This is a genomic window from Bacillus sp. JAS24-2 (genome assembly GCF_008274905.1).
In the GTDB taxonomy this organism is placed as follows: Bacteria; Bacillota; Bacilli; order Bacillales; family Bacillaceae_G; genus Bacillus_A; species Bacillus_A cereus.
Genome location: NZ_CP031068.1, coordinates 2,048,946 through 2,074,199, shown reverse-complemented (window position 1 = coordinate 2,074,199; position 25,254 = coordinate 2,048,946). Strand labels below are relative to the sequence as shown.

The window sequence follows — 25,254 nt, the reverse complement described above, 5'->3', positions numbered from 1 at the left end:
ATAATAAAAAAACATACAGAATACTTCACTTTAAATAAAGTAATGTATTCTGTATGTTTTCAAATAGTTTTTATCTATCTTGTATGTATAAATCCCAGGCTTCATCAAATATAGACATACTTTCTAGCATTCCGCTCAACTCTAAGTATGAACTAATTTCATCATAGTCTTCAGATTGCTTCGGAAAACTTAAATCATCATACATCGCCTCTGCTAAATCTGAAATTTCATTTCTAAATAAAGCTGCACGATGCTTCATCATATAATGGTAAAATGTCTTTTTCAAAAATATTCCCTACCTTTCTAACTTGGGTACATTATACAAGGCAAAAAAGAAAAAAACCAGCATAAAAGCTGGTTAAAAGTCGAAATAATTTCTTTTTAATAGACGCGGTCTTCCCATTAATTCTTCATATGTTAGTTGTTTTGGTAAATCTTTCGTGTAAATTAAGAATAATTGATCTTCAATTTCTTTTACTGTATGGTCTGATTGATAGTCCATCCCGCACGAGGAACAAGAAATACATGGTGTCTCTTGGATTTCAATGGCTTTCGTACCATCTGGTAATTCCCAATATACAGTATTCAAGCTTTCTTTCGCTTCTGTACTGTCACACCACATACAATTCATACTGCATCACCCTCAGTTTTTTTGTCGTTTTCTTCTAACTTAGCCATTTGTGCTTGATATTTTTTATCTTTTAATTGATCGCGCTTATCACGTTTATCTTTTAAAGATGCATGAGTATCATTATCTTCGTAGTCTTTACGACGGTTCATACGCTGTAAGTCGTCTGGAACGAGGTTAAATTTCTTATCGCTCATAAGACCTGCGATACCAACATCTGAACGTTTTTCTTCGTAGTTCGGATAAATCTCTTTAAAGTATCCTTCCGCTCTTCCTGGAATATAGCTCTCTGGCTCTGGATACGTCGTAATAACACCTTCAAAGTTACGAAGTACAACTTTATCTGCACTTTGTGAGATTAAATAGTTTGGTTGAAGTGCAATTTTACCGCCTCCGCCTGGCGCATCAACAACGAATGTCGGAACAGCATAACCAGATGTGTGTCCACGTAAACCTTCAATAATTTCAAGACCTTTAGATACTGGTGCACGGAAGTGACCGATACCTTCAGATAAGTCACATTGATAAATGTAGTATGGACGTACACGGATTTTTACTAAGTCATGCATAAGTTTTTTCATAATTGGAACGCTGTCGTTAATACCAGCTAAAATTACTGCTTGGTTTCCGACTGGAACACCAGCATTCGCTAACATTTCACATGCCTTTTTCGATTCTTCAGTAATTTCAATAGATGTATTGAAATGTGTATTTAACCATACTGGATGGTATTTTTTAATAATGTTACATAAGTTTTCTGTAATACGTTGTGGGAATACTACTGGTGCTCTCGTTCCGATACGAATAATCTCAACATGCGGAATCTCTCGTAAATTTTTTAATACATATTCTAAAATTTTATCGTTAATTAGAAGTCCGTCACCACCGGAGATTAATACATCTCGTACTTGTGGCGTTTCACGAATATAAGCAATTGCATCATCTAATTGTTTCTTCGGTACACCCATTCCAATTTGTCCACTAAAACGACGACGTGTACAGTAACGACAATACATAGAACATTGATTTGTTACTAAGAATAGTACACGGTCCGGATAACGATGTGTTAGCCCTGGAACTGGTGAATCTTCGTCTTCGTGAAGTGGGTCTTCTAAATCATATTTTGTTTTATATAACTCTTCCGAAATCGGTACTGATTGCATCCGAATCGGACAGCGTGGATCATCAGGATTCATTAGCCAAGCATAGTACGGTGTAATGTTTAACGGGATCGTTTTCGTTGAAATTTTAACGCCCTCTTCTTCTTCAGGTGTTAAGTTAATCACTTTTCTTAAGTCATCTAACGTTTTGATCGTATTCGTTAATTGCCAAACCCAATCATTCCATTGCTCTTCAGTAACATCTTTCCATAATTCGATATCCTTCCAGTGACGATTTGGTTTGTATACATCATGTAACATTGCTATTCCCCCTTTTTATACGCTCATCCTTTATATAAGCAATAGTTATGCCAACTTTACATTGTTGATAAGTAAATGTGCGGAGAACCCTATTACATAAGCGAAAAAATATTTTTAAGCGTTGTATGAAATCAATACTTAACATCATATTCATTACTTTTTATATATGTAAACGCTCTTTTATTGGTGCAAACACACAAAAACCGCCGATTATTCGGCGGTTTTGTCGTACTTGCTCAGTTTATATTGAAGCGTTTGACGAGGGATACCCAACATTTTTGCGGCTTGTAATATATTCCCTTCCGTTTCAATCAACGCTTGATCTATTAATTCTTTTTCTGTTTGATGAAGTGCTTCTCTAAGTGGCATTATACCCTTCTTCTTCGAAAACTTCTCTTTCCGAAATGTACGTGGTAAACAATTGGCTGTTAATGTATTCCCTTCTGCAATAATAACAGCATGTTCAACCGTATGTTTTAACTCCCGGACATTTCCAGGCCACTGATAAGCTTGCAGTCTATCTTTCGCTTCCTCATCAATTTGAAGTACACCTTTTTTATAACTTTTATTATATTCTTTCAAAAAATAAGATGCTAATAATAGTACATCCTCAGTTCTTTCACGAAGCGGTGGGATATATAATGAAAATACGTTTAAGCGATAATATAAATCAGTGCGAATTTTATTCTCTCGTAAACATATTTCTGGAGGCTGGTTCATTGCAGTAATAACACGAACATCTACTTTTCTCGTCTTATTATCACCAATTCTTCTAATGACTCCATCTTCTAACACTCGTAACATTTTTGCCTGCAAATCAAGAGGCATTGAATTCAGTTCATCTAAAAATAATGTACCACCATCAACAAGTTCAAATAGCCCAGCTCTTTCAATCGCTCCCGTATAGCTTCCTTTTGTCGTTCCAAACAATAAACTTTCTAATAGCGACTCTGGTAAAGCTGCACAGTTTTGTGCAATAAATGGCTTGTTTTTTCTTTTAGAAGCTTCATGAATTGCTTGTACGAACAGTTCTTTTCCTGTTCCTGTTTCACCATATATTAAAACATTCGCGTCTGTTGGTGCTACTTTTTGTGCTAACTCTTTCGTCTGTTTAAACCGCGTATCATTTGTCACTATCGTCTCAAATGCAGCGTGCTTTTTAATCACTTTTTTTCTAGATGATCGCTTTATTTTCGACTGTAAGTCAACAATTGTGTCAGTAAGTTTTTGAATTGTAGAGTAATCCTTTGCAATTTCAACAGCCCCAGCAATATTCCCATCTATAAAAATAGGTAACGTCGTATTTACTGTACAAACATCTTCACCATTTAAATTTTGATAATGTTGTACCTGATGTACGATAGGTTTTTTTGTATCTAGTACTTTCATCAATGTACTCGTTTCCCTTGATAAAGACGGGAACGCTTCTAACAGATGTTTCCCTAACACTTTTTCAATCTTGGATCCATCGTGTTTTGCAGCTACAGAATTATAAAATATTGTAATTCCATTTTCATCTACAGCGTGTATAGCCTCATCAATACTGCCCAAAATCGCTTCAATGACTTCTTGTGTCGAAACTGCTAGCAATGTCATCCCCCCTCTTGCCGAAAATCCGGCAATTACATGCCGAATTTTCGGCACACCTATGTGCGATTGTAAGCATGGCGATTCCGTTCTATAATTTTGACCAATTTTATATTTTAATTAGATAACTCGAAACTCTAATTAGTACAGCTTTTCGAACACCCAGCTCCACCTAACTGTTTTGCTTTACAACCAAATTTTGAGACGGAAGTTTTACTGCTTTCGAATAACTAGATAGATCTTTCACCCATATATTCATATCTTCCAACTTATCAAAAATGTAGCAATTATTCGCCAGTCTTCCTGTATACGTATAGCCTAATTGATGAAAGGCAGCATTCATTCCGAAAGAAAGCGATCGAGCAATTGTATAGGAGCAGAAAATAGATCTTTCTCGAAGCTCTTCCTCTAATTTAATTAGTAAACTTTTCATAAATCCATGTTTACGATATTCAGGTAAAGTAGCACAATTCGTTAATTCTGCATTTCCTTCCTTTATGTTCATTTCTGCAGATGCTGTACTAATAATTTTCCCCTCAAATTCATACACGTAGTAAATTGTATCGTCTTCTTTCATCGTCTGTAATACATAACTCGCTTCATTTAAAGGTGTCGGATACACTTCAAATACTTTTCCGAAGACAGTTGCTAATTCTTCTGCATCTTCTTCAGTCGCTTTTCTCAGCAAAAATTTCTCTGGAACTACTTTTTCTTTTATTTCTTTTCCTTTTACACCGCTTAATATAGTATCTTCCTCAGTCCAATGCATACTATTTCGTCTTTCATCATTATTATATTTCACAAAAAAGTATGCATCGTGTCCTTGAAAATAATGAGGTATCGTTGCTTCCAACAAAAAACCGAAAGAGAGCCATGTTGAAACATGCTCTCCCTTTCCTTTAATAATACATTTAGTGAAAGAATGTTTCTCTGCTAGTTCGTCAATTGTCTGTATAATACTTTCAACATTTCCTGTATAGTGATCTACCCGGATACGTTTATTAAAATAATCTAAAACGCCTTCTACTGTATAACAATTCGTCTGTTCTCTAAAAGATTCATAGTATTTCATTTTTTCACCTCACACCAATCTAGTAATGTACATGCAATAATTTTTGCGGCAGCTATCATTTTATCAACTTCTATATATTCGTTTGGATAGTGTGCTACTTTCGTCTCTCCTGGACCAAATACTATTGTTGGTACGTTTGCAATTTGTGTAAATAAACCTCCATCAGTCCCCCACGGAGATGCTTCAATAATTGGTTCGTTCCCTTCGATTTCAACAAAGTTATGATGAAGTGTTGTAATGAGTTCATGATTTTCTTCTAATTCACCAGGAACCCATCTCGCTCCAAACCATTCTATTTCTACCGGATTTTCAACAAACCAATTGTCCACATCATTTAATTCAACAATCCAATTCTCAAACTCTTCTTTTGCCGCCTCTATAGTCTCATTCGGTGCAACACCGCATCTTCCTTCTAAAATTAATTCATCGGGAACAGAACTTGGCCAACTCCCTCCTTCAATTTTGCCAATGTTAATTGGAATTGGAATTGGAATTCCTTTAAATAACGGATCTGTAATTCGACTATTTCTTTTCTCCTCTAGCTTTCTTACATGTTCTATAACAAACATGCTTTTTTCAATTGCACTAACCCCTTCATAGCGCGTTCCACCGTGTGCAGCTTTCCCTTTTACACGTAGACGAAACCACAGGGAACCTTGTTGTTTCGGGAAAAACTTCATATTAGTAGGCTCTGGAATAATGACACCATCTGCTTTATATCCTCGTAATATAGTTGCTAATGTCCCTGCTCCACCACTTTCCTCTTCTATTACACTTTGAAAATAGATGTCTCCTTTTAATTCAATACTAGATTCAATGATCGCTTCCATCGCAAGCATAAGTGCGACATTTCCGCCCTTCATATCCGTCGTTCCACGGCCATATATACGATTCCCTATTTTCTCACCGCTATAAGGGTGATGTTCCCACTGATTCACATCCCCTTCTGGAACTACATCAATATGCCCATTTAATATCATAGATTTCCCGTCGCCACTTCCTTTTAAAGTTGCTACAATATTTGGGCTATCTGAAAAACTTGTACGGGGTGATACAAAATAAGGATGATCTTTCATTTTAGAAAAGGAGGGCTCCCATATATCGAGATCTAAACCTAATTCACGTAATTTTTCAATCACAATTGCCTGCGCACCGCTTTCATCACCAGATACGCTCTTTTCTTGAATTAATCGTTTTAAAAATTTCACACTTTCCTCTTCATGGCTCTCAATATAATCACAAACTTGCTTTTTTAATTGCTCCATATATTACATCTCCCTTCATTCAATTACTAGTAAGTTAGAACTAATTTGAAAATCAGCTTCTGTATGTCGTTTTACATCTTCTACTGTGTATGGGCTCATTAATTCTTGTAATATAAGTCCACTCGGAGTTACCTCCATGACTGCCATATCAGTAATAATTAAATCTACACATTTCTTTGAAGTTAATGGCAATGTACACTCTGAAACAATTTTTGCATTTCCGTACTTATCAACATGATTCATCACAACAACGACCCGCTTCGCTTTTTGTGCTAAATCCATTGCTCCACCAATACCTGGAACACGTTTTCCAGGTACAATCCAGTTTGCTAAATCGCCATTTTCACTTACTTGTAATGAACCAAGAATCGTTATGTCTAGCAAACCTTTTCGAATCATCCCAAACGCTGTGCAGCTATCGAAATAACTCGCTCCTGTTATAAGAGAAGTTGGTAAACCTGCTGCATTACACAAATTTTCGTCTTCATTCCCTTTACTTGGCGTTGGTCCCATGCCCACGATTCCATTTTCCGCATGAAACATAACATTTATATCGTCAGGCAAATGATTTGGTACAAGCGATGGTATGCCAATACCTAAATTTACAATCATACCATTTTGTATTTCTTTCGCCGCACGCCTAGCAATCTTATCCCTCACTTCTACGCCCATACCCATTTCCAGTTCACTCCTTCCGACGGTACAATATAATTTACGAAAACACCTGGAACGACAATTTCCTCTGGATCTAAACTTCCAAGCGGGACTATTTCTTCCGCTTCTACAATTGTTATATCCCCAGCCATCGCTACGTGAGGATTCATATTTCGTGCACTTTTGTCAAATACAAGGTTACCAAACGGATCTGCCTTTTTTGCATATACAATTGAAACTTCAGCAGTTAATGCTGTTTCAACTAAGTAGGTCTTACCATTCATTTCAACTGTTCGTTTTCCCTCTTCCACAATCGTATCAACACCAACATCAACTAAAACACCACCAAGACCAACGCCACCAGCGCGAATGCGCTCTGCTAATGTTCCCTGCGGAGAAAACTCAATTTGTAATCTTCCCTCGTTTAGTTGCCTTCCTGCATTTGGATTGGAGCCAATGTGAGAAGTAATTATTGATTTAACTCTTTCATTTGTAACAAGACGACCGATACCTACATCAGGAAATCCAGTGTCATTTCCAATCAAATTTAAATTTGTAACGCCTTTTTCTAAAATTGCCTGTATTAAAGATGGAGGGGATCCAATCCCTCCAAATCCCCCAAACATTAATGTCATATCATCATGGAACAAAGAAATTACTTCCTCAATTTCTTTTAATTTACCGAATGTATTTGTAATAGTTGTCATGCGATACTATGCCCTCCTTTTTGCATCATCTCTTCCACACTTTTAGAGAAAATTGAAAGTAATTCATCTAACTCGGAATATGTAGTTGTCATTGGCGGTGCTACAAGCAGCGCACTATCTTCTTTTCCTGCTTGCCCTGAAACTGCTTGATATAAAAGCAGGCCGTTTTTAGCTGCAACTGAAATAAGCTCCGACGCTTTTGTAAACGGTTGCAATTCTACTCCGATTAGCAACCCTTTTCCGCGCACATCAGCAATGATTGTCGATTGTTGTTGAACTTTCTGTAAGCCTTTTATTAAATACTCTCCCTTTTCTGCTGTTTTCTCAGGAAGATTATGTTTCTCCATATATTCAATAACAGCTAAAGCCGTTGCTGCAGACAATGGATTTGCACTTAACGTATGACCGCTCATTACTGAACGTGATCCACGTAATATTGGTTCCATAACACGATCACTTACAACTGTCGCTGCCATCGGTGTATATCCCGCTCCTAACCCTTTACCAAGTGTCATAATATCCGGCTCTACGCCCCAATGCTCCATCGCAAACCATGCTCCAGTACGACCAAGCCCAGTCATTACTTCATCCGCAATAAATAAAATATCGTAATGATTACAAATATCTTTAATGACTTTATAATAGTCTTTCGGCGGAACAACCGCGCCTCCAGCTGCTCCGATAATCGGCTCAGCAATAAAAGCAGCAATATGCTCTGCACCAATTCTTTCAATTGATCTTTCTAGTTCAGTCGCACATGCCAGCTGACAAGTTGGATATACCTTTTGAACAGGACATCTGAAACAATATGGAGCTGGTATAGTCGGATAATCTTCCAAAATAGATACGAAACGTTGTCTACGTAGTGGATGCCCAGACATTGATAAAGCACCCATCGTAATACCGTGATAACTCATCCATCTTGATAAAATTTTATGTTTCCCTTGAATACCTCGCTCTTGAAAATGCTGAATTGCAATTTTCATAGCTGTTTCATTCGCTTCCGTACCACTATTTACAAAAAAACTCCAGTTCAAATCTCCTACACTTAAATCACTTAACTTCTTCGCTAATTTTTCAGCTGGTTCACTCGTAAACTGTGATCTATAAACGAAAGCAATCTCCTCAGCTTGCTTTTTAATAACGTCTGCAATCTCCTTTACGCCATGCCCAATACCTGCCGTAATTGCTCCTGACGAACCATCAAAATATTTATTGCCATTTTGATCATACAAATAAACACCTTTTCCATGTGAAATCATTGGATACGGCTGACCAACAAGTGGTTTAATTAAGTAATCGCGCATAGCGCTCCCCCATTTCTCCAATTTGTATATATATGAAGAAAATTGACGTTTCTTTCATAAAAAAGAATCCTCTGCAAAAGCAGTGAATTTATCAAAAAACTATTATAAAATATACAAATGAGTGCTTAAAAAATTTTATAAAACAGAAAATTCAGAACTAAAAAACCGAAGACCAACCCTTTTCTATACGCCCAAATGACCCTCCTTTTTATATGAAATGACTGCATCACCAAATGTTTTTATAGCATAATGCCAGCTGTCCTTAAATACCGACATTCTGTACACTTCGACGGAACTCCCGTTAAACTCCTTCCTATTATCCTACTTTAAATTGCATATTTTAAAACAAATTTCGACACCCACCTTACTAATCAATTCAGATTCCTATTCATTATGTAAACTTTTCATTTTTAAACTATAAAAAAAGAACCGATTAACCACACTAATCAGTTCGTCATGACGCTCTCTTATGGGTTAATACTGTCAATTGCTAAAATAAATAGAAAAATGAAGTTTACAAACTCATCCTACAGTCTATAACACAAAACCTTTTCATAACTTCATTCACAATTACTATCGGGATATCCCTATCCCGAAGTGGCACTCCTTTCCTCAGATTCAAAGTATCTTTCCTTTATAATTTATGTAGGACAATTATCACTTTGTATGTGTATTTGCCTATAATTAAAAAAATCCCTAGTTTTCTAGCGATTTTTGGACATGTATTCAATATGTTAATTGAAATGCACTTTCAATTTGGCATTTATTTTACTTTCGTACAGTCATATGTACTGCTTTACTCTGTGAAATTCTCGTAAGCACCAACACCTCTTTATGAAAACATATTTGTTGTCACTTTTTAATTTTCCCTTTATAAAATCATTTTTTTTGCATAACCGCTTTCTTGCTTCGCATATAGTTTTAATGATGACAAAGGAGGAATGTTCATGTCTCAATCTGAAATCGAAAAATATGGACAAGAAGTTACGCAATACGAACAGCTCGCACGTTACTATCAGTTTCGTAACCCTAAAAAATATATAGAATTATATATGAAATATTACGATGCACTATCAAAACTTGTACAGGCGTATGAAACAAGAGACTCACAAGAAGCTGCTTTACCATCACATATAAGAATTTTTCATGCCGATCCAAATATACCGGCGGTTGACATTTTAGTAAACGGACAAAAGGTTATTAAAAATATTTCATTTAAGCAATTCAGCCCTTATTTATCATTAGTGCAAGGTAAATACCGTATAGATATTGTTCCTGTCGGAAATGAAACTCCAATCTTTTCAGCGTTGGTACCAATAATGGGAAATCATACTTATACTCTTGCTGCAATAAATAGTGATAATCACCTACAATTACAACCTATACTTGATAATACACATTTACCAGCTGGTCAAGCAAAAATACGCTTTGCACATTTCTCTCCAGATACCCCTGTTGTAAATGTAGATTTAAAAGATGGAGATCATTTATTTGAAAATGTACTCTTTAAACAAATAACCGATTTTTTGCAAGTTAGCCCTGGTACAGCAGATATTGAAATTTCACTCGCAGATAATAAAAACGTTTTATTGACTATACCGAAATTCAATGTTGAACCAAATGTTATTTATACAATTTCAATAGTAGGTTATTCAACTAAAGATCCTAAATTAGAAGCCGTTATACTCACAAATTAAAACAGTCTACACCATTCATTTGGTGTAGACTGTTTATTTTTGAAATGCAATTTGAAATTCTGTCCAATCGTTATCTGATCGACACATAATGGATCCATTATGTTTTTCCACAATTTGTTTACATACAAATAATCCAATACCAGTTCCTAACTTTTTAGTAGTTACAAATGGTTCAAAAATCGTTTCTACATTTTCAGCTGGAATCATTGGTCCATTATTTTTTATCACAATTCGAATAGCTTGATCTTCTTCAAATACATCAATGATAATTTTTCGTTCTTCTTTCATTGATTCAAGAGCATCAATTGAATTCATTAATATGTTTAAAAATACTTGTCTCACTTCACTCCGATAACCAACAAGCGGAATTGGATACGGTAAATTCTTTTCAATCAAAACATTCGCATTGACCAAACTCGGATATAAGAATTGTATAATGTCTTGAAACAAGTCATTAAGCCAAAACCGTTCCGATTCATTCCACATTTCTTTTTTTGATACGAGTAAAAATTGCGAAATACGAAAATTTAATTGATCTAATTCATGCGAAATAATATCTAAATACGATAAACTCGGATGATCTGCCTTTAATAATTTGACAAACCCCATAATGGAAGTAAGCGGATTACGAAATTCATGTACAAAACTAGCTGACATTTGTCCTAAAATCGTCAGTCTTTCTTTATGTGTTTCGTTAATATATTGCTGTTTTTCCTCTAAATTCTTCGATATAATTTCCGAGTATTTTAAAACGGTATAATAAATTAATTTGTCAAAACAAGTATGTATTTTTGCCATAATTGGTTTCAATTCACGAGCGCTAACATCTAATTCACACATCGCTTCGAAAAGTTCATTTCTTCCCACGTTTGCGTTATAAACAAAATCTCCAATATTCGCATCTGCTCCAGCACGTTCAATAGCAATTTTCTCACATAACGGTTGAAGATAATTTATATCTTTATCTTCCATAGTAAGTTCGATAATTAACTCTAGTAAATCCTCTCCATTTTGAACTACTTCTAGTTTAAATGGATCTTTTTCGGAAATTATCATTTTGTTTTTCCAGTTCTCTACGAATTGGTGCCTATTGTTTTTCAAGTGTGAACAAAATATTTCTTTAATATCCTTATCGATTGGAAAAACCTCCATTCCCTCCATTTCCATACGACGAATACCCTTTATATTTTGAATATTAACACAAAAAATACGATTCGTTAATAGATTTTTGTCACATTTTGTTAATTTCTGTTGATAAAATTATTTTTTCTTTCTTATTTAACTAATTGTATGCAAATCCCCTTTTTCCTTCACATATTTTCATTATTTCCGTAGTCAAAACGACTTTTTTTGCATCATTTTTAATTCTTGCGTACAATAGAAAATGAAAGGTGTGAAAAATATGGTAAATAAAAATGTGGAAGATTATCTCCAAGAAGGCATTTACGGCCAAAAGCAAAACAAACCAGAAGAACGTAATATGTATTTAACTACATTACGTGAGCGTGTGGAAATCGCTTTAACGATCGGTCAAGTAATGCAAAGTAATGTATACTCTGAAGTGGCGGGTAGCATGCGCCCTTCTCAATCATTACAACTCCTCCTAAATGGTGGCATTGCTTACCCACATTTATCAAAATACATTAAATTAGCAAACGAAAAAAATGTTCCTTTTACAATTGTTCAAAATAAAGATACAAAAACACCAATCGGTTTAGTATTAACTCATGCTACTGCTGTAGATAAAGAACAAATTTATGTAGAAGATACTATTTTCAAACAAGAAATGAAGTAAAAGTTACACTTAATTAAATAGTTACTAGAAGCGTAAAAAACGAGTATGGAATCGTAAACATTTCCTACTCGTTTTTTAGTGCAAGTTTTAAGTTTTTCTATTTTATTTTTTAATACATACTAATTTCATTTCTGTCATTTCTTCTATTGCATATTTAATTCCTTCACGCCCCGTACCACTTTCTTTCACACCACCATAAGGCATATGATCTACTCTGAACGTTGGGATATCATTAATCATGACACCACCAACCTCTAGCTCATCAATTGCACGCATTGCTTTAAATAAATTATTTGTGAATACACCTGCCTGTAAGCCGTAACGCGAATTATTTACTTGTTCAATCGCTTCATCAAATTCTTTAAATGTATTTACTGTCATGAGTGGACCGAATACTTCTTGGCACTGCACAGATACATGATCTGGAACATTTGTTAATACAGTCGGTTCAAAAATTCTTGCATCCCGCTTCTTACCACCGCATAAAACAGTTGCTCCTTCCTTAATTGCTTCTTGAACCCACATATCAATTCGCTCTACATCTCTTTTTGAAATTAAAGCTGATACATCCGTTTCCTCAAGCAGTGGATCACCAACAACAACTGATTCCATCGCTTTCTTTAGCTTCGAAAGAAATTCATGCATTTTCGTTTCATGTACAAAAACACGTTGTACTGAAATACAAACTTGCCCATTATTAACAAATGCTCCCCATTTTACACATTCAATTATTTCATCTGTTAACTCTACATCTTCATCAATGATAACAGCAGCATTTGAGCCTAGTTCTAACGTAACTCGTTTTAGCCCAGCCTTTTGTTTTATTCCGATTCCAACTTTTGGACTTCCGGTAAAAGTAATAGAAGCAACGTAATCATTTTTGACGATTGCCTCACCAACCGTGGAGCCAGGACCAGAAATGATATTTAAAGCTCCATTTGGCAATCCTGCCTCTTCAAATAACTCAACTAATGCATAAGATGATAATGGCGTTTGATCAGCTGGCTTTAATACAACTGTATTTCCGGCAGCGATTGCTGGTCCAACTTTATGCGCTACTAAATTTAATGGGAAATTAAATGGTGTAATAGCCCCTATAACCCCAATCGGCTTTCGGATTGTATATGCAATACGCCCATCTGCACCAGGTGCGGCGTCTAATGGCAATGTCTCACCATATATACGCTTCGCTTCTTCAGCTGCAAATTTGTATGTTTGAACAGTACGATCTACTTCTCCCCTTGCAGCACGTATTGGTTTTGCAGCTTCTTTTGCAATAATCTCTGCAAATTCTTCTCTTCTTTCATCCATTTTTTGTGCAACTTTCTCTAAAATAGTCGCACGATCATATGCAGATAATGTATTCATTTTTGTCATTGCATTTTTTGCAGCGGTAACAGCCTCTTTTACATCTTCTTCCGTGCCTTGTGCAATTTCCGCTAATGTTTCTTCAGAATATGGTGCATATAATGGTTTATACGTGTTTACAGATTTCCAATCTCCATTTATATATAAATGCTTTTTCATACTTCTTCTCCTTCCAAATATATGTATACAACAATACTTCACCTAGTGAAAGGTTTGACTTATGTCATTGTATCATAGCCCTTATCCCTCAAAAAACATTATGCTCAAAAAAACTCTGCTATATAGCAGAGTTTACGAGCTAATTTGCTCTTGTAACGAAATTTGTTTTTCATCTTCTAAAATAACAATCGATTCTACTATCCTTGTAACTTCTAATCTTTTTATATAATGTCCATCTAATTCTTTCACACAAAACTTATAATTTTCAATTTCAATGGAATCCTCTTCAGCAATCTCTATATTCTTCGTTAAAATCCAACCACCGATTGTATCAACACCATCATCATCAATCCCTAAACCAAATAACATATTCACTTCACTAACAAGTACTTTTCCCTCTAGTATCGTCTTCGTTTCACTAACCTTTTGAATTTCTGGCTGCTCATCCGTATCAAACTCATCCTGAATATCTCCAACAATTTCTTCCAGAATATCTTCAACAGTAACAAGTCCAGATGTTCCACCATATTCATCTATCAATATAGCAATATGCGTTCTTTCTTTTTGCATTTTTAAAAACAAATCATGAATTGGAATAGAATCGATAACTAAAATAATTGGTCTCATATATTGCTCTACTGTCTTCTTATTAACAGCTTTATGTTGTACAAATTCAGTAAAAATATCTTTAAAATTCACAAAACCTATTACGTGGTCTTTGTCGCCATCAACAACTGGATACCTTGTATATTTTTCACGAGACATTTTTTGCAAAGCTTCTTCAGCAGGCATCTCTTTACTTATAATATTCATTTCAGTTCGAGGTACCATTATTTCTTTTGCAATGCGATCATCAAATTCAAAAATTTTATTCACATATTTATATTCAGATTGATTAATCTCACCATTTTTATAACTTTCTGAAACTAACAACCGTAATTCTTCTTCTGAATGAACCTCATCATGTCCCTTCGGCGGTTTCAGCCCTAGCAGCTTCGTAATGATTCGAGCTGAACCATTTAATAGCCAAATGAATGGGAATGCAATACGATAAAAGAAAATTAACGGCTTAGAAACAAGTAAACTCACTTGTTCAGATTTTTGAATTGCAAATGTTTTTGGGGCCAATTCACCTATTACAACATGTAAAAAAGTAATTAACAAAAACACTAAAATTACAGCAAAAATGTCTGCTAGTTGAGTAGAGATATTCCAATTTGCAAAAAGCGTATCAAACATTTGCTTTAACGCAGGTTTACCAAACCACCCAATTCCTAAAGCTGTAACAGTAATTCCCAGCTGACAAGCAGATAAATATTCGTCTAAGTTTGTAATGACTGTTTTGACCGATGTTGCACGATTATTTCCTTCTGCAATTAAATAGTCAATTCGTGAACTTCTCACTTTAACAATTGCAAATTCTGCTGCAACGAAAAATGCCGTTAAAGCAATTAAAACAATCACTATACTTATACTATATATGTCCAAATACTTTTCCTTACTTACTTTGTAAGCAAGGAAGCCACCTCCTACTTAATTTTATTCAAGTGAAGTAAGCATTCTAATACTCTAACAAAATTCTACATTAGCAACCACCTTTTTATATATTATATGCATACATAAAAAAGATATTTATCATTATGATAATCTAATTCATTTACACTCGTCAAATTATTCTAAATGTTACGATAAAACATTTTTATTTAAACGAACTATTCTTCTCAACTCAATTTCGTGAAAAAACACTTTCTTTGCCGATTCCACACTTCTTTTGTCGCACTAGAAGGGAACTTACTTCATAGCTCGAAATCATTCAACAGGATATATATAGGAGGGATTATTTTGGAATATAAAACACCATTTATCGCAAAGAAATTAGGTGTTAGCCCAAAGGCTGTTGTCCGGATCGCACAACAATTAAATCTTACGATAGAGAAAAACAAATATGGCCACTTTATTTTCACACAAGAGGATGTCGATCAAATGTTAGAACACCATCGATTTCAAATAGAGCAATCTCAAAATTCTCAATCTACTCAAAAGGCTTCCTCAAATGAAGTTGAGGAATTAAAAACTCAAGTTAATACAATTGTTCAAAACATATTACCCAATGATTTTGAGCAATTAGCTGATCAATTAAACACTATTACGAGAAGACTTGATCGAATGGAAGAACAAATGCAAGATAAGGCAAATGATGTCGTCACGTACCAACTTTTACAACACCGTCGTGAAATGGAGGAAATGTTAGAGCGAATTCAAAAGTTAGAAGCTGCCCTAACGAAAGAAGAACCCATTTATATTACTCCTGATTCAAAACCAACATATGAACGAGAAAAGAAACCGAAGCGCCGCAAAATGATTTTTAGTATATTTGGATTATAATTTTTAGACCCTTATTAAAATAATAAGGGTCTTTTTTAATGAAGAGTTATATCCTATACAAATATTATTCTCTTTATTATACATATTCACTTCGCTTTATTTCGTTAACATAATATTTTTACTGTATTCTGCAATTAATGCCTGTGCATGAGCATTCCCTTGAATCACATCACGAAATTCTTTTAAAGAATACAAATGCGTAACCCCTTTTCGAGCATGAATTCTTACTGGTACACCTTGTAAAGTATCATGAAACTGAAATGGATTATCTATTGGCTCAATTGGAAAACCAAGTGTAAGTAAATACATATACATTCTTTTTGTTACTGCTGCAATGTACCATTCAGCTTTTGTTTCTAACGCATGTATAAATAAAATAGCTGTTAGCCTTTTGAAATGTCCTCTCCCACGAGACGTTTTCGAAATACTTAACTTGCCTATTTCATATACATTCTTCAAATCTTTTACTAAATCATTTTTAGAAAACGGATAGAAAAACTCAGAATTTGATTGTTCAGGTACCGTATACTTAATACATTCCACTGTACCAATAGGATGTTCATCTTCTATTAATAAAAATCGTGATGGATTTAAATTACGTTCTACGAACATTAAGTTTCTTTCTTCACAAAAATCTCCCCATAGTTGCTCGAACCCAAAATGTTCTTCCTTTGTTTGAACACGCTGGAACATATTTAACCGCCTTTCCCATCGTCGCTCTGTTTTTGATAACGCTTTCACTATCTATCATATAAGAACAAATCTTCGTATGCAACTAAAAATATTTATGACTTATTATATTCTGCAAAATGAATTAGATTCCAATTTAATCGACTTTTATCCCGCGCTCACATTCCTTTTAATAACACATTTGTATCACTTTTCAAATCTAAATTACATTATGTTTCTTTCCATTCAGCATATAATTCTTCTTAATCTAAAGAAATCCTTTATGAAAAAGGATTTCTTTTACTTCTTAATGCTTTTTAACCATTTTTCAAAAATTTGTACCATCCCATGTTTTCCAGCTAATTTCTCTTCCCCTTGTTTCGTCTTATATGGATATAACTGCAAGAAAACACCGCATCCAGACTCAATTTTTTTACTATGCATATGGCTTCCTGGATATACACAAATGACTTCATAAATTGACCTTCGATAATAGACTCGCTTTCCATCCTGTTCTTCTACATACTTTATAGACCAGTACTTATACATTTGCTCAGTTGCTTTCGTATTTCCGACGTGCTGAAAAATATTGTACATTGGACTATACTTCACTTCAATAATAATAGAAGATTTATATACGTATTTCCCATCTTCTTTTACATAACAGTCTAAGCGAATATCTGGCTTCTTCGTATCCTCACCATTGTAAAAATTACTACCTTTACTTAATGCAATAAGAGGATGTGTTTCAATTAAGTCATTAAATGCAACATGCACCTTTATATCATCTCGTTCTAAAACTACTGTCGTTCCATCTTGTAATCCATCTACATAAAAATGTTCTTGTATTTGTTCACGGATAGAGTTTCTAGCTTCAAAACCAATTTGCTCTAAAATTGAAATAACGATAAAAAAAGCGTAATATTCATACACTAAAAACGTTGGCTTATAAACAAATAATAACGATGGAGATTGATCCGTATATTGCGGGAGTACTTCTAAATGATGTAGTAATTGTTGATGTGGTATCGGTAAATCATGTAAGTTCATGTTACTTGTTTCAGTAACTTCCCTCCAAAACGAAGAATGCATTAACATTTGAAAGTATTGTACATTTTCACGCACAATATGCGCCAATATTTTATATTCTTGTATTTTCATTGAGCTCTTTCGTAAATCGGCTTCTTTTAGTAAATGTATATTTTTATATTTTTGCTTCTCTCTATCAGTTACCGATCCATTACGCTCAATTGTTTGTATAATCGTTTTTACGGCTTGAAACTCTTCTGATTTTTTCTTTTTTTCTCTTTCTAAGATTTCAATTGTTTGACGTAAAAAACTTTTTGCTTCAATTAAATAATGATAAAATTGCATCGCTTTATATTTAAGAAATGCATTTTCCTTACTATTTTTTTGTTCCATAAACTTACGATTATAATGTTTGGCATAAGGTTTTCGTTCTGCCACTATAGTTCCTTTTCTTGTTGGCCTTCGCTCTTTTCCTTCCCATTTATATTCATTTATAAATTTTGAGCTTGATTCTATTTTCTTAAAGATTTGCTTTATCATTTTCATTTTTTGGGGTAACTTTCTAAGTAACACTAAATAAGAAGAATCCTCAATATCGCTAAGTGCAGAGAAGGTCTTTTTATAGTAACCTCTATCCAAAATCAACTCATTTAAAATTGACTTCACATAGTCTTGAATCATTTCAAATTGATCATCAAAAAAGTTTTTCGGTACGATTTGAAATGCGCCATAATACGTTGTATCTTCTATACGCACTTCAAAATGGTATAAACCACAGCGCCATGGATAAAAGAATTCTGTTTTCCCATGTTCATATATTAATACTCTTTGTTTTTTTTCATTTATTTCATATTGAGCCTCTTTTATATTTTTCTGTCCCTCATATACTTTATTCCATATAAAAGTAATATTCATTGGAATTTCATAATTGTACTGCAATCTTATTGGTTTTAATTCTTGTACTTTATAAATACATTGAACTAATGCTGTAGTAGATGTACAAAGACGATTTAATAAAATATAATCTCCTTTCCCCTCATTTCCAATGATTAACTTTAATACAAAAGGGAGCGTTTCATTCGTATCAACGATTTTTGTTTCGTAACGCCCTTCATTTTGCATATCCATACAGCTCCAGTTCTCTACGTTTTTCTCGTATATATGCTAAAGAGTGTTCAAATGTAGATACTCTGTTTGCAAGTGCAGATTGCAAAAGAGGTACTAAGGTCGCTCCCCTTTTTGCTTCTTCAGAAAGTAAAGGCCCAACCATCATTTCGGTCCCTCTGATTTTCGTCAATACACGCTGCTTTATTTGTAAATCAAACCCCTCTTCTCTACTGATCATATAGGTATGATTATTTTGGAACGGTATGTTTTGCAAATAAGTCGCAATTGCATTTGCACATCGGAAAGAAATTCCCTTAGACGCGTCATGTGATGACAATACGACATGCAACTTATCTAATAGCTCTAATTCTTCTTCAGAAAACACTTCAATCATCGCTTTATTTCTCATCCAATTTATCCGAAATTCTCCCGCTGTTACTTTCAAAGGTGGATGTAATACGACTTTCCCCTGTTCCATGTCCATCTCACAAAACGGAATTTTCTGTAACGTTATTAGGTTCGTTCGATCTAATAATCGATCAGAGAGCTCTTTTGTTGTTTCATCAAAATTCACAGTACCTACAAATATAATATTTTCTCCAATTTCAATTGTTGATGGAATTGAATTCTCTATATCCTGTACACCCTCATACAAGTTTAAAATACGATTTTTTGTTTCAAGTTCAAGAACAGATAGAAACGGAGTAAACCAATGCTCAATATGAGACATGTTCATTTCATCAAAAACGATTATATACAGTTGATTTGGATTTTCTTTCGCCTTCATTAACGTCCTAACTAACTTCGTTTCACTTTCAATAAAAGTACCATTTGGATGAAGGTAACCAAGTAAATCATGTGGTTCTTGATACGATGGCGAAATCGGAATCCAAACCAACTCTTCCCCATACTGTAACCCTAATGCTTCTGCATAAGTTTGCACAAACCGTGATTTCCCAACGCCCGGTATACCACCAAGAATCGTTAACATATTTGTTTTTACACTTATATGGAAATTATAAATATCCGTTTCATCCAAATATAACCCTTTATTATGCACCATACTTTGTACATACTGTAAAAAAGACGATTCACGCTCATCCCATTCCCATTCATCTTTTTGTACTTTTATATCCTCTACTTCAACTAGCTTACCTTCTTCATGCATTCGTTTTTTTAATTGCTCATACACATAATCACTTACAAAATATAATTGATCTTCTACCGCTATTTCTACATACTTCGTCCAGTCACTGCAGTTTATATATTTACACTCACGTTTCTGTTCAAAATAGGCGATTGAGCTAATTGATGACTTTAGGGATATGTTTCCGTAAAGTCTTCCATCGTGCCACAATAATTCGGGAGGCTCAAAGTCTTTCGGAAATTTTGGCATAAGAAATGATAAATAACCGTTGCTAAGTTTTCGTTCTAAAGATTCTCTTTTTTTATTATTTGTAACTTTAGGTGCCGGAATCATTTTATAGCTGCTTGCTATTTCTTTCGGTTCTTCTGTACATATTAACTCCACGTATACATTTCCTCTTTCATAATAAAGACGAAACATTACTAGTTGCTTTTCTAATTTCCTCTTCTTTAATTCCGAAAAGATTTTTTCATTCTTTTTATTGCTACATAACCCTTCAAATACATATGGTTCATTTGTAAATTGTTCCTGTAAAGTGAATGGTATTGGCGATAAGCATTGTACAAAGAAATTCTCTCCACTCTTCTCTTTCTCAGCTTTTGTAAATTTCCCTAAAAATCTCATATAGTACATTCGTTTTATAAAACTTGGCTGAAGAGCTTTATGTAATTTCACCTTAGTCACCTTCTTTTTTCATACTATTCTTAGTGTATGAAAGAAACGAAAAACTAGAAATAAAAAACCTGACGTTATCCGCCAGGTTCAAAATAAAAACTTATATTAATGAGAAGGAAATGCTTTTTTCTCCTGTAAAATTGCATTATGAGCAATTTTCATTTTCGCAAGTACGTAACGTAATCGATCTTCAGCGTTTTCATCTTTACTTATTTGTAATTCCGCCAAATTTTCAACAGAACTTGCTAAATTTTCAATGACTCCTCTTAGTTCAGGATGATGATTAAAAAAAGATTCTTGCACTAATACTTTCCTTAACTCACTAGCTAAATCAATTATTCTAGACAACTGTTCTTTTTCTTCCATTCTCATCCCTCCTGAATATCTTATGTAGTAAATATTCTCTAAACAAAGAAAAAAGCCCTTTAAATGAAAAGGACTTTTTACATTTTTATATTTCCAGTTAATAACATATATATGGATGTGATAGCCGCAACAATAATTGCCCACATCACATACTTCTCTGCACCTACAAAGCAACGGTTCCCTTGTTCTTTTCTTGCAAATGTGTAAACAATAATTCCAATTCCATACACAATTGAAACGAGTAGTAAATTCTTTAAACCAGCTGCATAAAGAAGCCATACAGAGTAAATAGAAGCAATTAAAGCTAACGCTCCGTTTTTTAATTTAGCGTCTTTTAGCTCGTTTGTAATGACTAATTTAAATTGGAATAACGCTGATAATAAATATGGTAATAAAATTGATGTTGAGGCAATGAAATACATAATTTGATATGTTGATTCCGAAAACAAAACGATGATAAATATAGTTTGGGCAACACCATTTGAAATCCATAATGCCATGTGCGGTGTTTGCTTTTTATTTGTTTTCGTAAAGACTTTCGGAAATACGCCATCTTTTCCTGCCACATGAGAAATTTCAGAAACAAGTAAAAACCAACCAATTAATGTACCGACAAGTGAAGCAACTAATCCGATGTTAATCGCAACTGCACCCCATGGACCAACAACGTGCTCTAATACATGCCCCATTGAAGGGGTTTCTAACACAGAAAGTTCGCCTCTTGTCATAGCTCCCATTGACAGGACAGAAATTAAAATATAAATGGACATTACTAAAATAAGTCCCAATACTGTTGCCTTTCCAACATCTCGACTATTCTTCGCTCTTCCAGATAATACAACTGCTCCTTCAACTCCAATGAAAACCCAAAGTGTTACAAGCATTGTATTTTTCACTTGACCAAGTATAGCGGAAAGTGAGATCGTTCCTTCTCCCCAAAAATCATGTGTAAATGTGTCCCAGCGAAAGGCTGTTACCATTACAACAATAAATAAAACGATTGGAACTAACTTCCCTATTGTTGCGATCACATTCATAATAGAAGCTTCACGAATTCCAAATAAAATTAAAAAATGAAGTGTCCATAATAAAAGTGATGCCCCAACGATAGACGCAACATTATTTCCTCCTTTGAAAATTGGAAAGAAATAACCTAATGTACTAAACAGTAACATAATTGTTGCGACATTACCTAAGATTCCTGCTAGCCAATATCCCCAAGCACTATTAAATCCAATATATTCACCGAAACCAGCACGTGCATAACTATAAATTCCACCTTCAAGTTCCGGTTTTTGTCTTGCTAACGTTTGATATACGAGCGCAAGTGGAATCATTCCCATCGCTGTAATACACCAGCCAATTATTATTGCACCACTGTTTGCTCCTACTGCTAAATCATGCGGTAAACTAAAAACACCGCCACCAACCATTGTTCCAACTACTAATGCGATTAATGGAAAAAATCCTAACTTCTTTTCTATTTGTACCACCCCATCTGTCATTCTAGGTGTTATGTTCGTTCAACTATTAAAGTCACCTTTTTCTCTAATAGACGTTTCTCTTATATTTTTTCAGGAAAACATTACTTATTCTAAAAGAAAATGAGCAAAAATGGAATACTTTTTTGAAAAAATGTATAAGTATGCACAAAAAAACCGCTCATTTTGTAATGAACGGCCATTTCAAACATATAAATTTGTATATTTCTTGTAAATTTAACGAAGTAACTTCTCTTTTTGTAAAAATTGTTTTGCGACTTCTTCACTACTTTTACCATTTACGTTAACTTCATAATTCATTTTTCGCATTTCTTCATCTGTAATCTTTCCAGATAATTTATTTAATACCTTTTCAAGTTCAGGATATTTCTGTAACGTTTCTTTTCTTAATAATGGTGCTCCTTGATAAGGTGGGAATAACCCTTTATCATCTTTTAGCACTTTCAGTCCGTATTGCTCCAATTCACTATCTGTTGAATATGCATCAATTACGTTAACATCTCCAGATTCAATTGCGCTATAACGCAGCTTCGGCTCCATCGTTTTAACATTCGAGAACTTATAGTTATATAATTTTTGCATTCCTTTATAACCATCTTCACGATCAGCAAATTCCAATGTAAATCCTACTTTGGCTTCCTGCGCAACATTCCCTAAATCAGAAATTGTATTTATATTCTTTTGATCTGCTATTTTTTTCGGCATAGCTAGTGCATATGTATTGTTATACTCCATTGGCTTCAACATAATCATATTATATTTCTTTTCCATTCCAATGCGAGCCTGCTCATATACTTCATCACGATTTGTACTCTTTGGTTCTTCTTTCACGAAAGTAGATAAAGCTGTTCCTGAAAATTCTGGGTATATATCTACTTCTCCTGATTTCAACGCTTCAAATACAAATGCTGTTTTCCCAAGACCTGGTTTTAATTGTACGTGTAAATCTGTATCTTGTTCAATAAGCTGCTTATACATTTGAATTAAAATTTCAGGTTCTGATCCAAGTTTGCCCGCAATAACAATATCTTTCTTTTCTGTACTCCAAAGAAATGGAGAAGCAATCATTATACAAACAATACATATCGTCAATATAACACGCTTAGAAGAGCGTTTCGGTCGTTCAAGTATGCGAAGTACTATATCAAAGAATAAAGCGAGTAACGCGGCTGGTACGGCCCCTAAAATGATAAGCGCATGATCATTTCGATCTATACCTAATAGTATAAGCTTACCGAGCCCACCTGCACCAATGAGAGCTGCTAATGTAGCCGTTCCAACAATTAATACCATCGCTGTACGAATACCAGTCATAATGATAGGCAATGCAAGAGGAAGTTCTACCTTCCACAATCTTCTCCAACTATTCATCCCCATAGCTTTCGCGGCTTCTATTAAAGATTCATCTAATTCCCTTATTCCTGTATATGTATTTCGTAAAATAGGTAATAGTGCATACACAACTAATGCGATAATCGCTGGAAGTTTTCCGATTCCTACTAATGGAATTAATAGTCCGAGTAATGCAAGTGATGGCACTGTCTGCATTACTGCAGAAGTTCCTATTATAAATTCAGCCATTCGTTCTTTTCTTGTTAATAAGATGCCAAGTGGCACCGCTATAATTACTGCAAAAAATAATGAAATAAGTGATATTTGTAAATGCTCACTTAATGCAGTTAGTAATTCTATTTTTCGTTCTTGGAACGTTTGTATAAAATTAGTCACTGTTTAGCCTCTTTCCTTCATTTGTTCAACAATGTAATTGACAATGTGACGACTTGTTAACGCTCCAATATATTGACCGTTTTTTTCAACTGGAACGACCTCCTCATCACGCACACGAACTAACGCTTCTTGTAAAGAAGAATGTAATGATAGCGCCTGCCCTTCTAATTGCACACTTTGATCAAGTGGCAATACATCTGCTATACTTTTCCCCTGATACCAAGTTCGCCCACGATTTCCAATGAATTCCTCTACAAATTCATTTTTCGGATTATGTATAATTCCTTCTGGTGTATCTAGTTGAACAACTTTTCCTTCTTTCATAATACAAATGCGATCTCCAAGTGATAATGCTTCTTGCATATCATGTGTTACGAATACGATTGTTTTTTGAATCTTTTTTTGCAACTGTACAATATCCTTCTGAAGCTGTTCCCTACTTAATGGATCTAACGCACTAAATGGTTCATCCATAAGAACGATTTTCGGGTTTGCAGCTAATGCTCGCACGACACCGACACGTTGTTTTTGTCCTCCTGACAATTCATCAGGCATACGATTTCGATAAATATCCGGATCTAATCCAACCATATGTAACAAGTCATCGACGCGTGCTTTAATTTCTTTTTTGCTCCATTGCCTCATTTCAGGAACAACTGCAATATTTTCAGCAATTGTCATATGAGGAAACAAAGCAATCTGTTGCAACACGTATCCTATATCCCAACGTAATTCGTTTATATTATATTGTTGAATATCTTTTCCATCGATTAAAATCGATCCTTCAGTCGTTTCGATTAAACGATTAATCATCTTCATTGTCGTTGTTTTCCCGCAACCACTCGGACCGATGAGAACAAAAAATTCTCCCTTTTTAATTTCTAAATGCAATGAATCCACTGCTTTCGTGCCATCTTCATACGATTTTGACACATGATTAAATTGAATCACAAATACAACTCCTTTACTGTTGTTTCCTTTATTTT

At 34.5% G+C, this 25,254-nt stretch carries 22 protein-coding genes; 3 read left to right on the top strand and 19 right to left on the bottom strand.

Annotated features, from left to right (window positions below):
- Nucleotides 1-70 precede the first annotated feature (70 nt).
- From DN407_RS10840 to DN407_RS10800, 9 genes are all read right to left on the bottom strand, one after another.
- Complete coding sequence (locus tag DN407_RS10840; RefSeq protein WP_000750717.1) at nucleotides 71-286, bottom strand: YozE family protein; 216 nt, start codon at nucleotides 284-286, stop codon at nucleotides 71-73.
- Between the two features lie 72 nt (nucleotides 287-358).
- Nucleotides 359-631, bottom strand: a complete 273-nt coding sequence (locus DN407_RS10835; protein ID WP_000995763.1) for a YokU family protein — start codon at nucleotides 629-631, stop codon at nucleotides 359-361.
- The gene (kamA, locus tag DN407_RS10830) at nucleotides 628-2,049 is read right to left on the bottom strand and encodes a lysine 2,3-aminomutase (RefSeq protein WP_000902142.1); all 1,422 of its coding nucleotides are present in this window, start codon (nucleotides 2,047-2,049) and stop codon (nucleotides 628-630) included. Before kamA ends, DN407_RS10835 begins: the two co-directional genes overlap by 4 nt.
- A gap of 210 nt (nucleotides 2,050-2,259) precedes the next feature.
- The gene (rocR, locus tag DN407_RS10825) at nucleotides 2,260-3,645 is read right to left on the bottom strand and encodes an arginine utilization transcriptional regulator RocR (protein WP_074643110.1); all 1,386 of its coding nucleotides are present in this window, start codon (nucleotides 3,643-3,645) and stop codon (nucleotides 2,260-2,262) included.
- A 163-nt stretch (nucleotides 3,646-3,808) separates the two neighbouring features.
- The gene (ablB, locus tag DN407_RS10820; protein WP_000878603.1) at nucleotides 3,809-4,708 is read right to left on the bottom strand and encodes a putative beta-lysine N-acetyltransferase; all 900 of its coding nucleotides are present in this window, start codon (nucleotides 4,706-4,708) and stop codon (nucleotides 3,809-3,811) included.
- Nucleotides 4,705-5,973, bottom strand: coding sequence for a peptidase (locus DN407_RS10815; protein ID WP_149216238.1), 1,269 nt, complete (start codon nucleotides 5,971-5,973; stop codon nucleotides 4,705-4,707). The genes ablB and DN407_RS10815 overlap by 4 nt, the downstream gene beginning before the upstream one ends.
- A gap of 15 nt (nucleotides 5,974-5,988) precedes the next feature.
- Nucleotides 5,989-6,651, bottom strand: coding sequence for a CoA transferase subunit B (locus DN407_RS10810; RefSeq protein ID WP_000525278.1), 663 nt, complete (start codon nucleotides 6,649-6,651; stop codon nucleotides 5,989-5,991).
- Nucleotides 6,636-7,334, bottom strand: a complete 699-nt coding sequence (gene atoD, locus DN407_RS10805) for an acetate CoA-transferase subunit alpha (RefSeq protein WP_000208102.1) — start codon at nucleotides 7,332-7,334, stop codon at nucleotides 6,636-6,638. The genes DN407_RS10810 and atoD overlap by 16 nt, the downstream gene beginning before the upstream one ends.
- Nucleotides 7,331-8,641 (bottom strand): aspartate aminotransferase family protein, encoded by a 1,311-nt coding sequence (locus DN407_RS10800; RefSeq protein WP_001205879.1) that lies wholly within the window; start codon nucleotides 8,639-8,641, stop codon nucleotides 7,331-7,333. The genes atoD and DN407_RS10800 overlap by 4 nt, the downstream gene beginning before the upstream one ends.
- Nucleotides 8,642-9,588: 947 nt before the next feature.
- Here DN407_RS10800 and DN407_RS10795 point away from each other — a divergent pair.
- Nucleotides 9,589-10,338: a DUF4397 domain-containing protein gene (locus DN407_RS10795; RefSeq protein ID WP_000083284.1), complete on the top strand. Its 750-nt coding sequence runs from the start codon at nucleotides 9,589-9,591 to the stop codon at nucleotides 10,336-10,338.
- 33 nt (nucleotides 10,339-10,371) lie between these two features.
- Here DN407_RS10795 and DN407_RS10790 read toward each other — a convergent pair whose 3' ends face one another.
- Nucleotides 10,372-11,505 carry a BA2291 family sporulation histidine kinase gene (locus tag DN407_RS10790; RefSeq protein ID WP_000425086.1) on the bottom strand — a complete coding sequence of 378 codons (1,134 nt, stop codon included), beginning with the start codon at nucleotides 11,503-11,505 and terminating at the stop codon, nucleotides 10,372-10,374.
- Nucleotides 11,506-11,740: 235 nt separating this feature from the next.
- On the opposite strand from DN407_RS10790, the gene DN407_RS10785 reads away from it, so the two are divergent.
- Complete coding sequence (locus tag DN407_RS10785) at nucleotides 11,741-12,133, top strand: YueI family protein (RefSeq protein WP_000247557.1); 393 nt, start codon at nucleotides 11,741-11,743, stop codon at nucleotides 12,131-12,133.
- Between the two features lie 102 nt (nucleotides 12,134-12,235).
- Here the strand turns inward: DN407_RS10785 and DN407_RS10780 are convergent, their stop codons facing one another.
- Entirely contained in the window at nucleotides 12,236-13,660 is a 1,425-nt protein-coding gene (locus tag DN407_RS10780; RefSeq protein WP_149216237.1) for an aldehyde dehydrogenase family protein, read from the bottom strand.
- A gap of 132 nt (nucleotides 13,661-13,792) precedes the next feature.
- A complete protein-coding gene (locus DN407_RS10775) occupies nucleotides 13,793-15,148 on the bottom strand; it encodes a hemolysin family protein (RefSeq protein WP_149216236.1) in 1,356 nt (451 codons plus the stop codon).
- Nucleotides 15,149-15,502: 354 nt separating this feature from the next.
- On the opposite strand from DN407_RS10775, the gene racA reads away from it, so the two are divergent.
- The gene (gene racA / locus DN407_RS10770) at nucleotides 15,503-16,045 is read left to right on the top strand and encodes a chromosome-anchoring protein RacA (RefSeq protein ID WP_000456021.1); all 543 of its coding nucleotides are present in this window, start codon (nucleotides 15,503-15,505) and stop codon (nucleotides 16,043-16,045) included.
- A gap of 96 nt (nucleotides 16,046-16,141) precedes the next feature.
- On the opposite strand, the gene DN407_RS10765 is transcribed toward racA, so the two are convergent.
- The 7 genes from DN407_RS10765 to DN407_RS10735 all read right to left on the bottom strand — a co-directional run bounded on the left by DN407_RS10765 (nucleotide 16,142) and on the right by DN407_RS10735 (nucleotide 25,219).
- Nucleotides 16,142-16,738, bottom strand: coding sequence for a hypothetical protein (locus DN407_RS10765; RefSeq protein ID WP_000487795.1), 597 nt, complete (start codon nucleotides 16,736-16,738; stop codon nucleotides 16,142-16,144).
- A 276-nt stretch (nucleotides 16,739-17,014) separates the two neighbouring features.
- Nucleotides 17,015-18,865, bottom strand: a complete 1,851-nt coding sequence (locus DN407_RS10760) for a hypothetical protein (RefSeq protein ID WP_001178734.1) — start codon at nucleotides 18,863-18,865, stop codon at nucleotides 17,015-17,017.
- On the bottom strand, nucleotides 18,855-20,672 hold the full coding sequence (locus DN407_RS10755) for an AAA family ATPase (RefSeq protein ID WP_000766197.1): 1,818 nt from the start codon (nucleotides 20,670-20,672) through the stop codon (nucleotides 18,855-18,857). Before DN407_RS10755 ends, DN407_RS10760 begins: the two co-directional genes overlap by 11 nt.
- Nucleotides 20,673-20,777: 105 nt before the next feature.
- Nucleotides 20,778-21,038 (bottom strand): hypothetical protein, encoded by a 261-nt coding sequence (locus tag DN407_RS10750; RefSeq protein ID WP_000391445.1) that lies wholly within the window; start codon nucleotides 21,036-21,038, stop codon nucleotides 20,778-20,780.
- A 77-nt stretch (nucleotides 21,039-21,115) separates the two neighbouring features.
- The gene (locus DN407_RS10745) at nucleotides 21,116-22,543 is read right to left on the bottom strand and encodes a basic amino acid/polyamine antiporter (protein ID WP_000129448.1); all 1,428 of its coding nucleotides are present in this window, start codon (nucleotides 22,541-22,543) and stop codon (nucleotides 21,116-21,118) included.
- Nucleotides 22,544-22,756: 213 nt separating this feature from the next.
- Complete coding sequence (locus DN407_RS10740; RefSeq protein ID WP_149216235.1) at nucleotides 22,757-24,268, bottom strand: ABC transporter permease/substrate-binding protein; 1,512 nt, start codon at nucleotides 24,266-24,268, stop codon at nucleotides 22,757-22,759.
- A 3-nt stretch (nucleotides 24,269-24,271) separates the two neighbouring features.
- On the bottom strand, nucleotides 24,272-25,219 hold the full coding sequence (locus DN407_RS10735) for an ABC transporter ATP-binding protein (RefSeq protein ID WP_098207630.1): 948 nt from the start codon (nucleotides 25,217-25,219) through the stop codon (nucleotides 24,272-24,274).
- Nucleotides 25,220-25,254 lie beyond the last annotated feature (35 nt).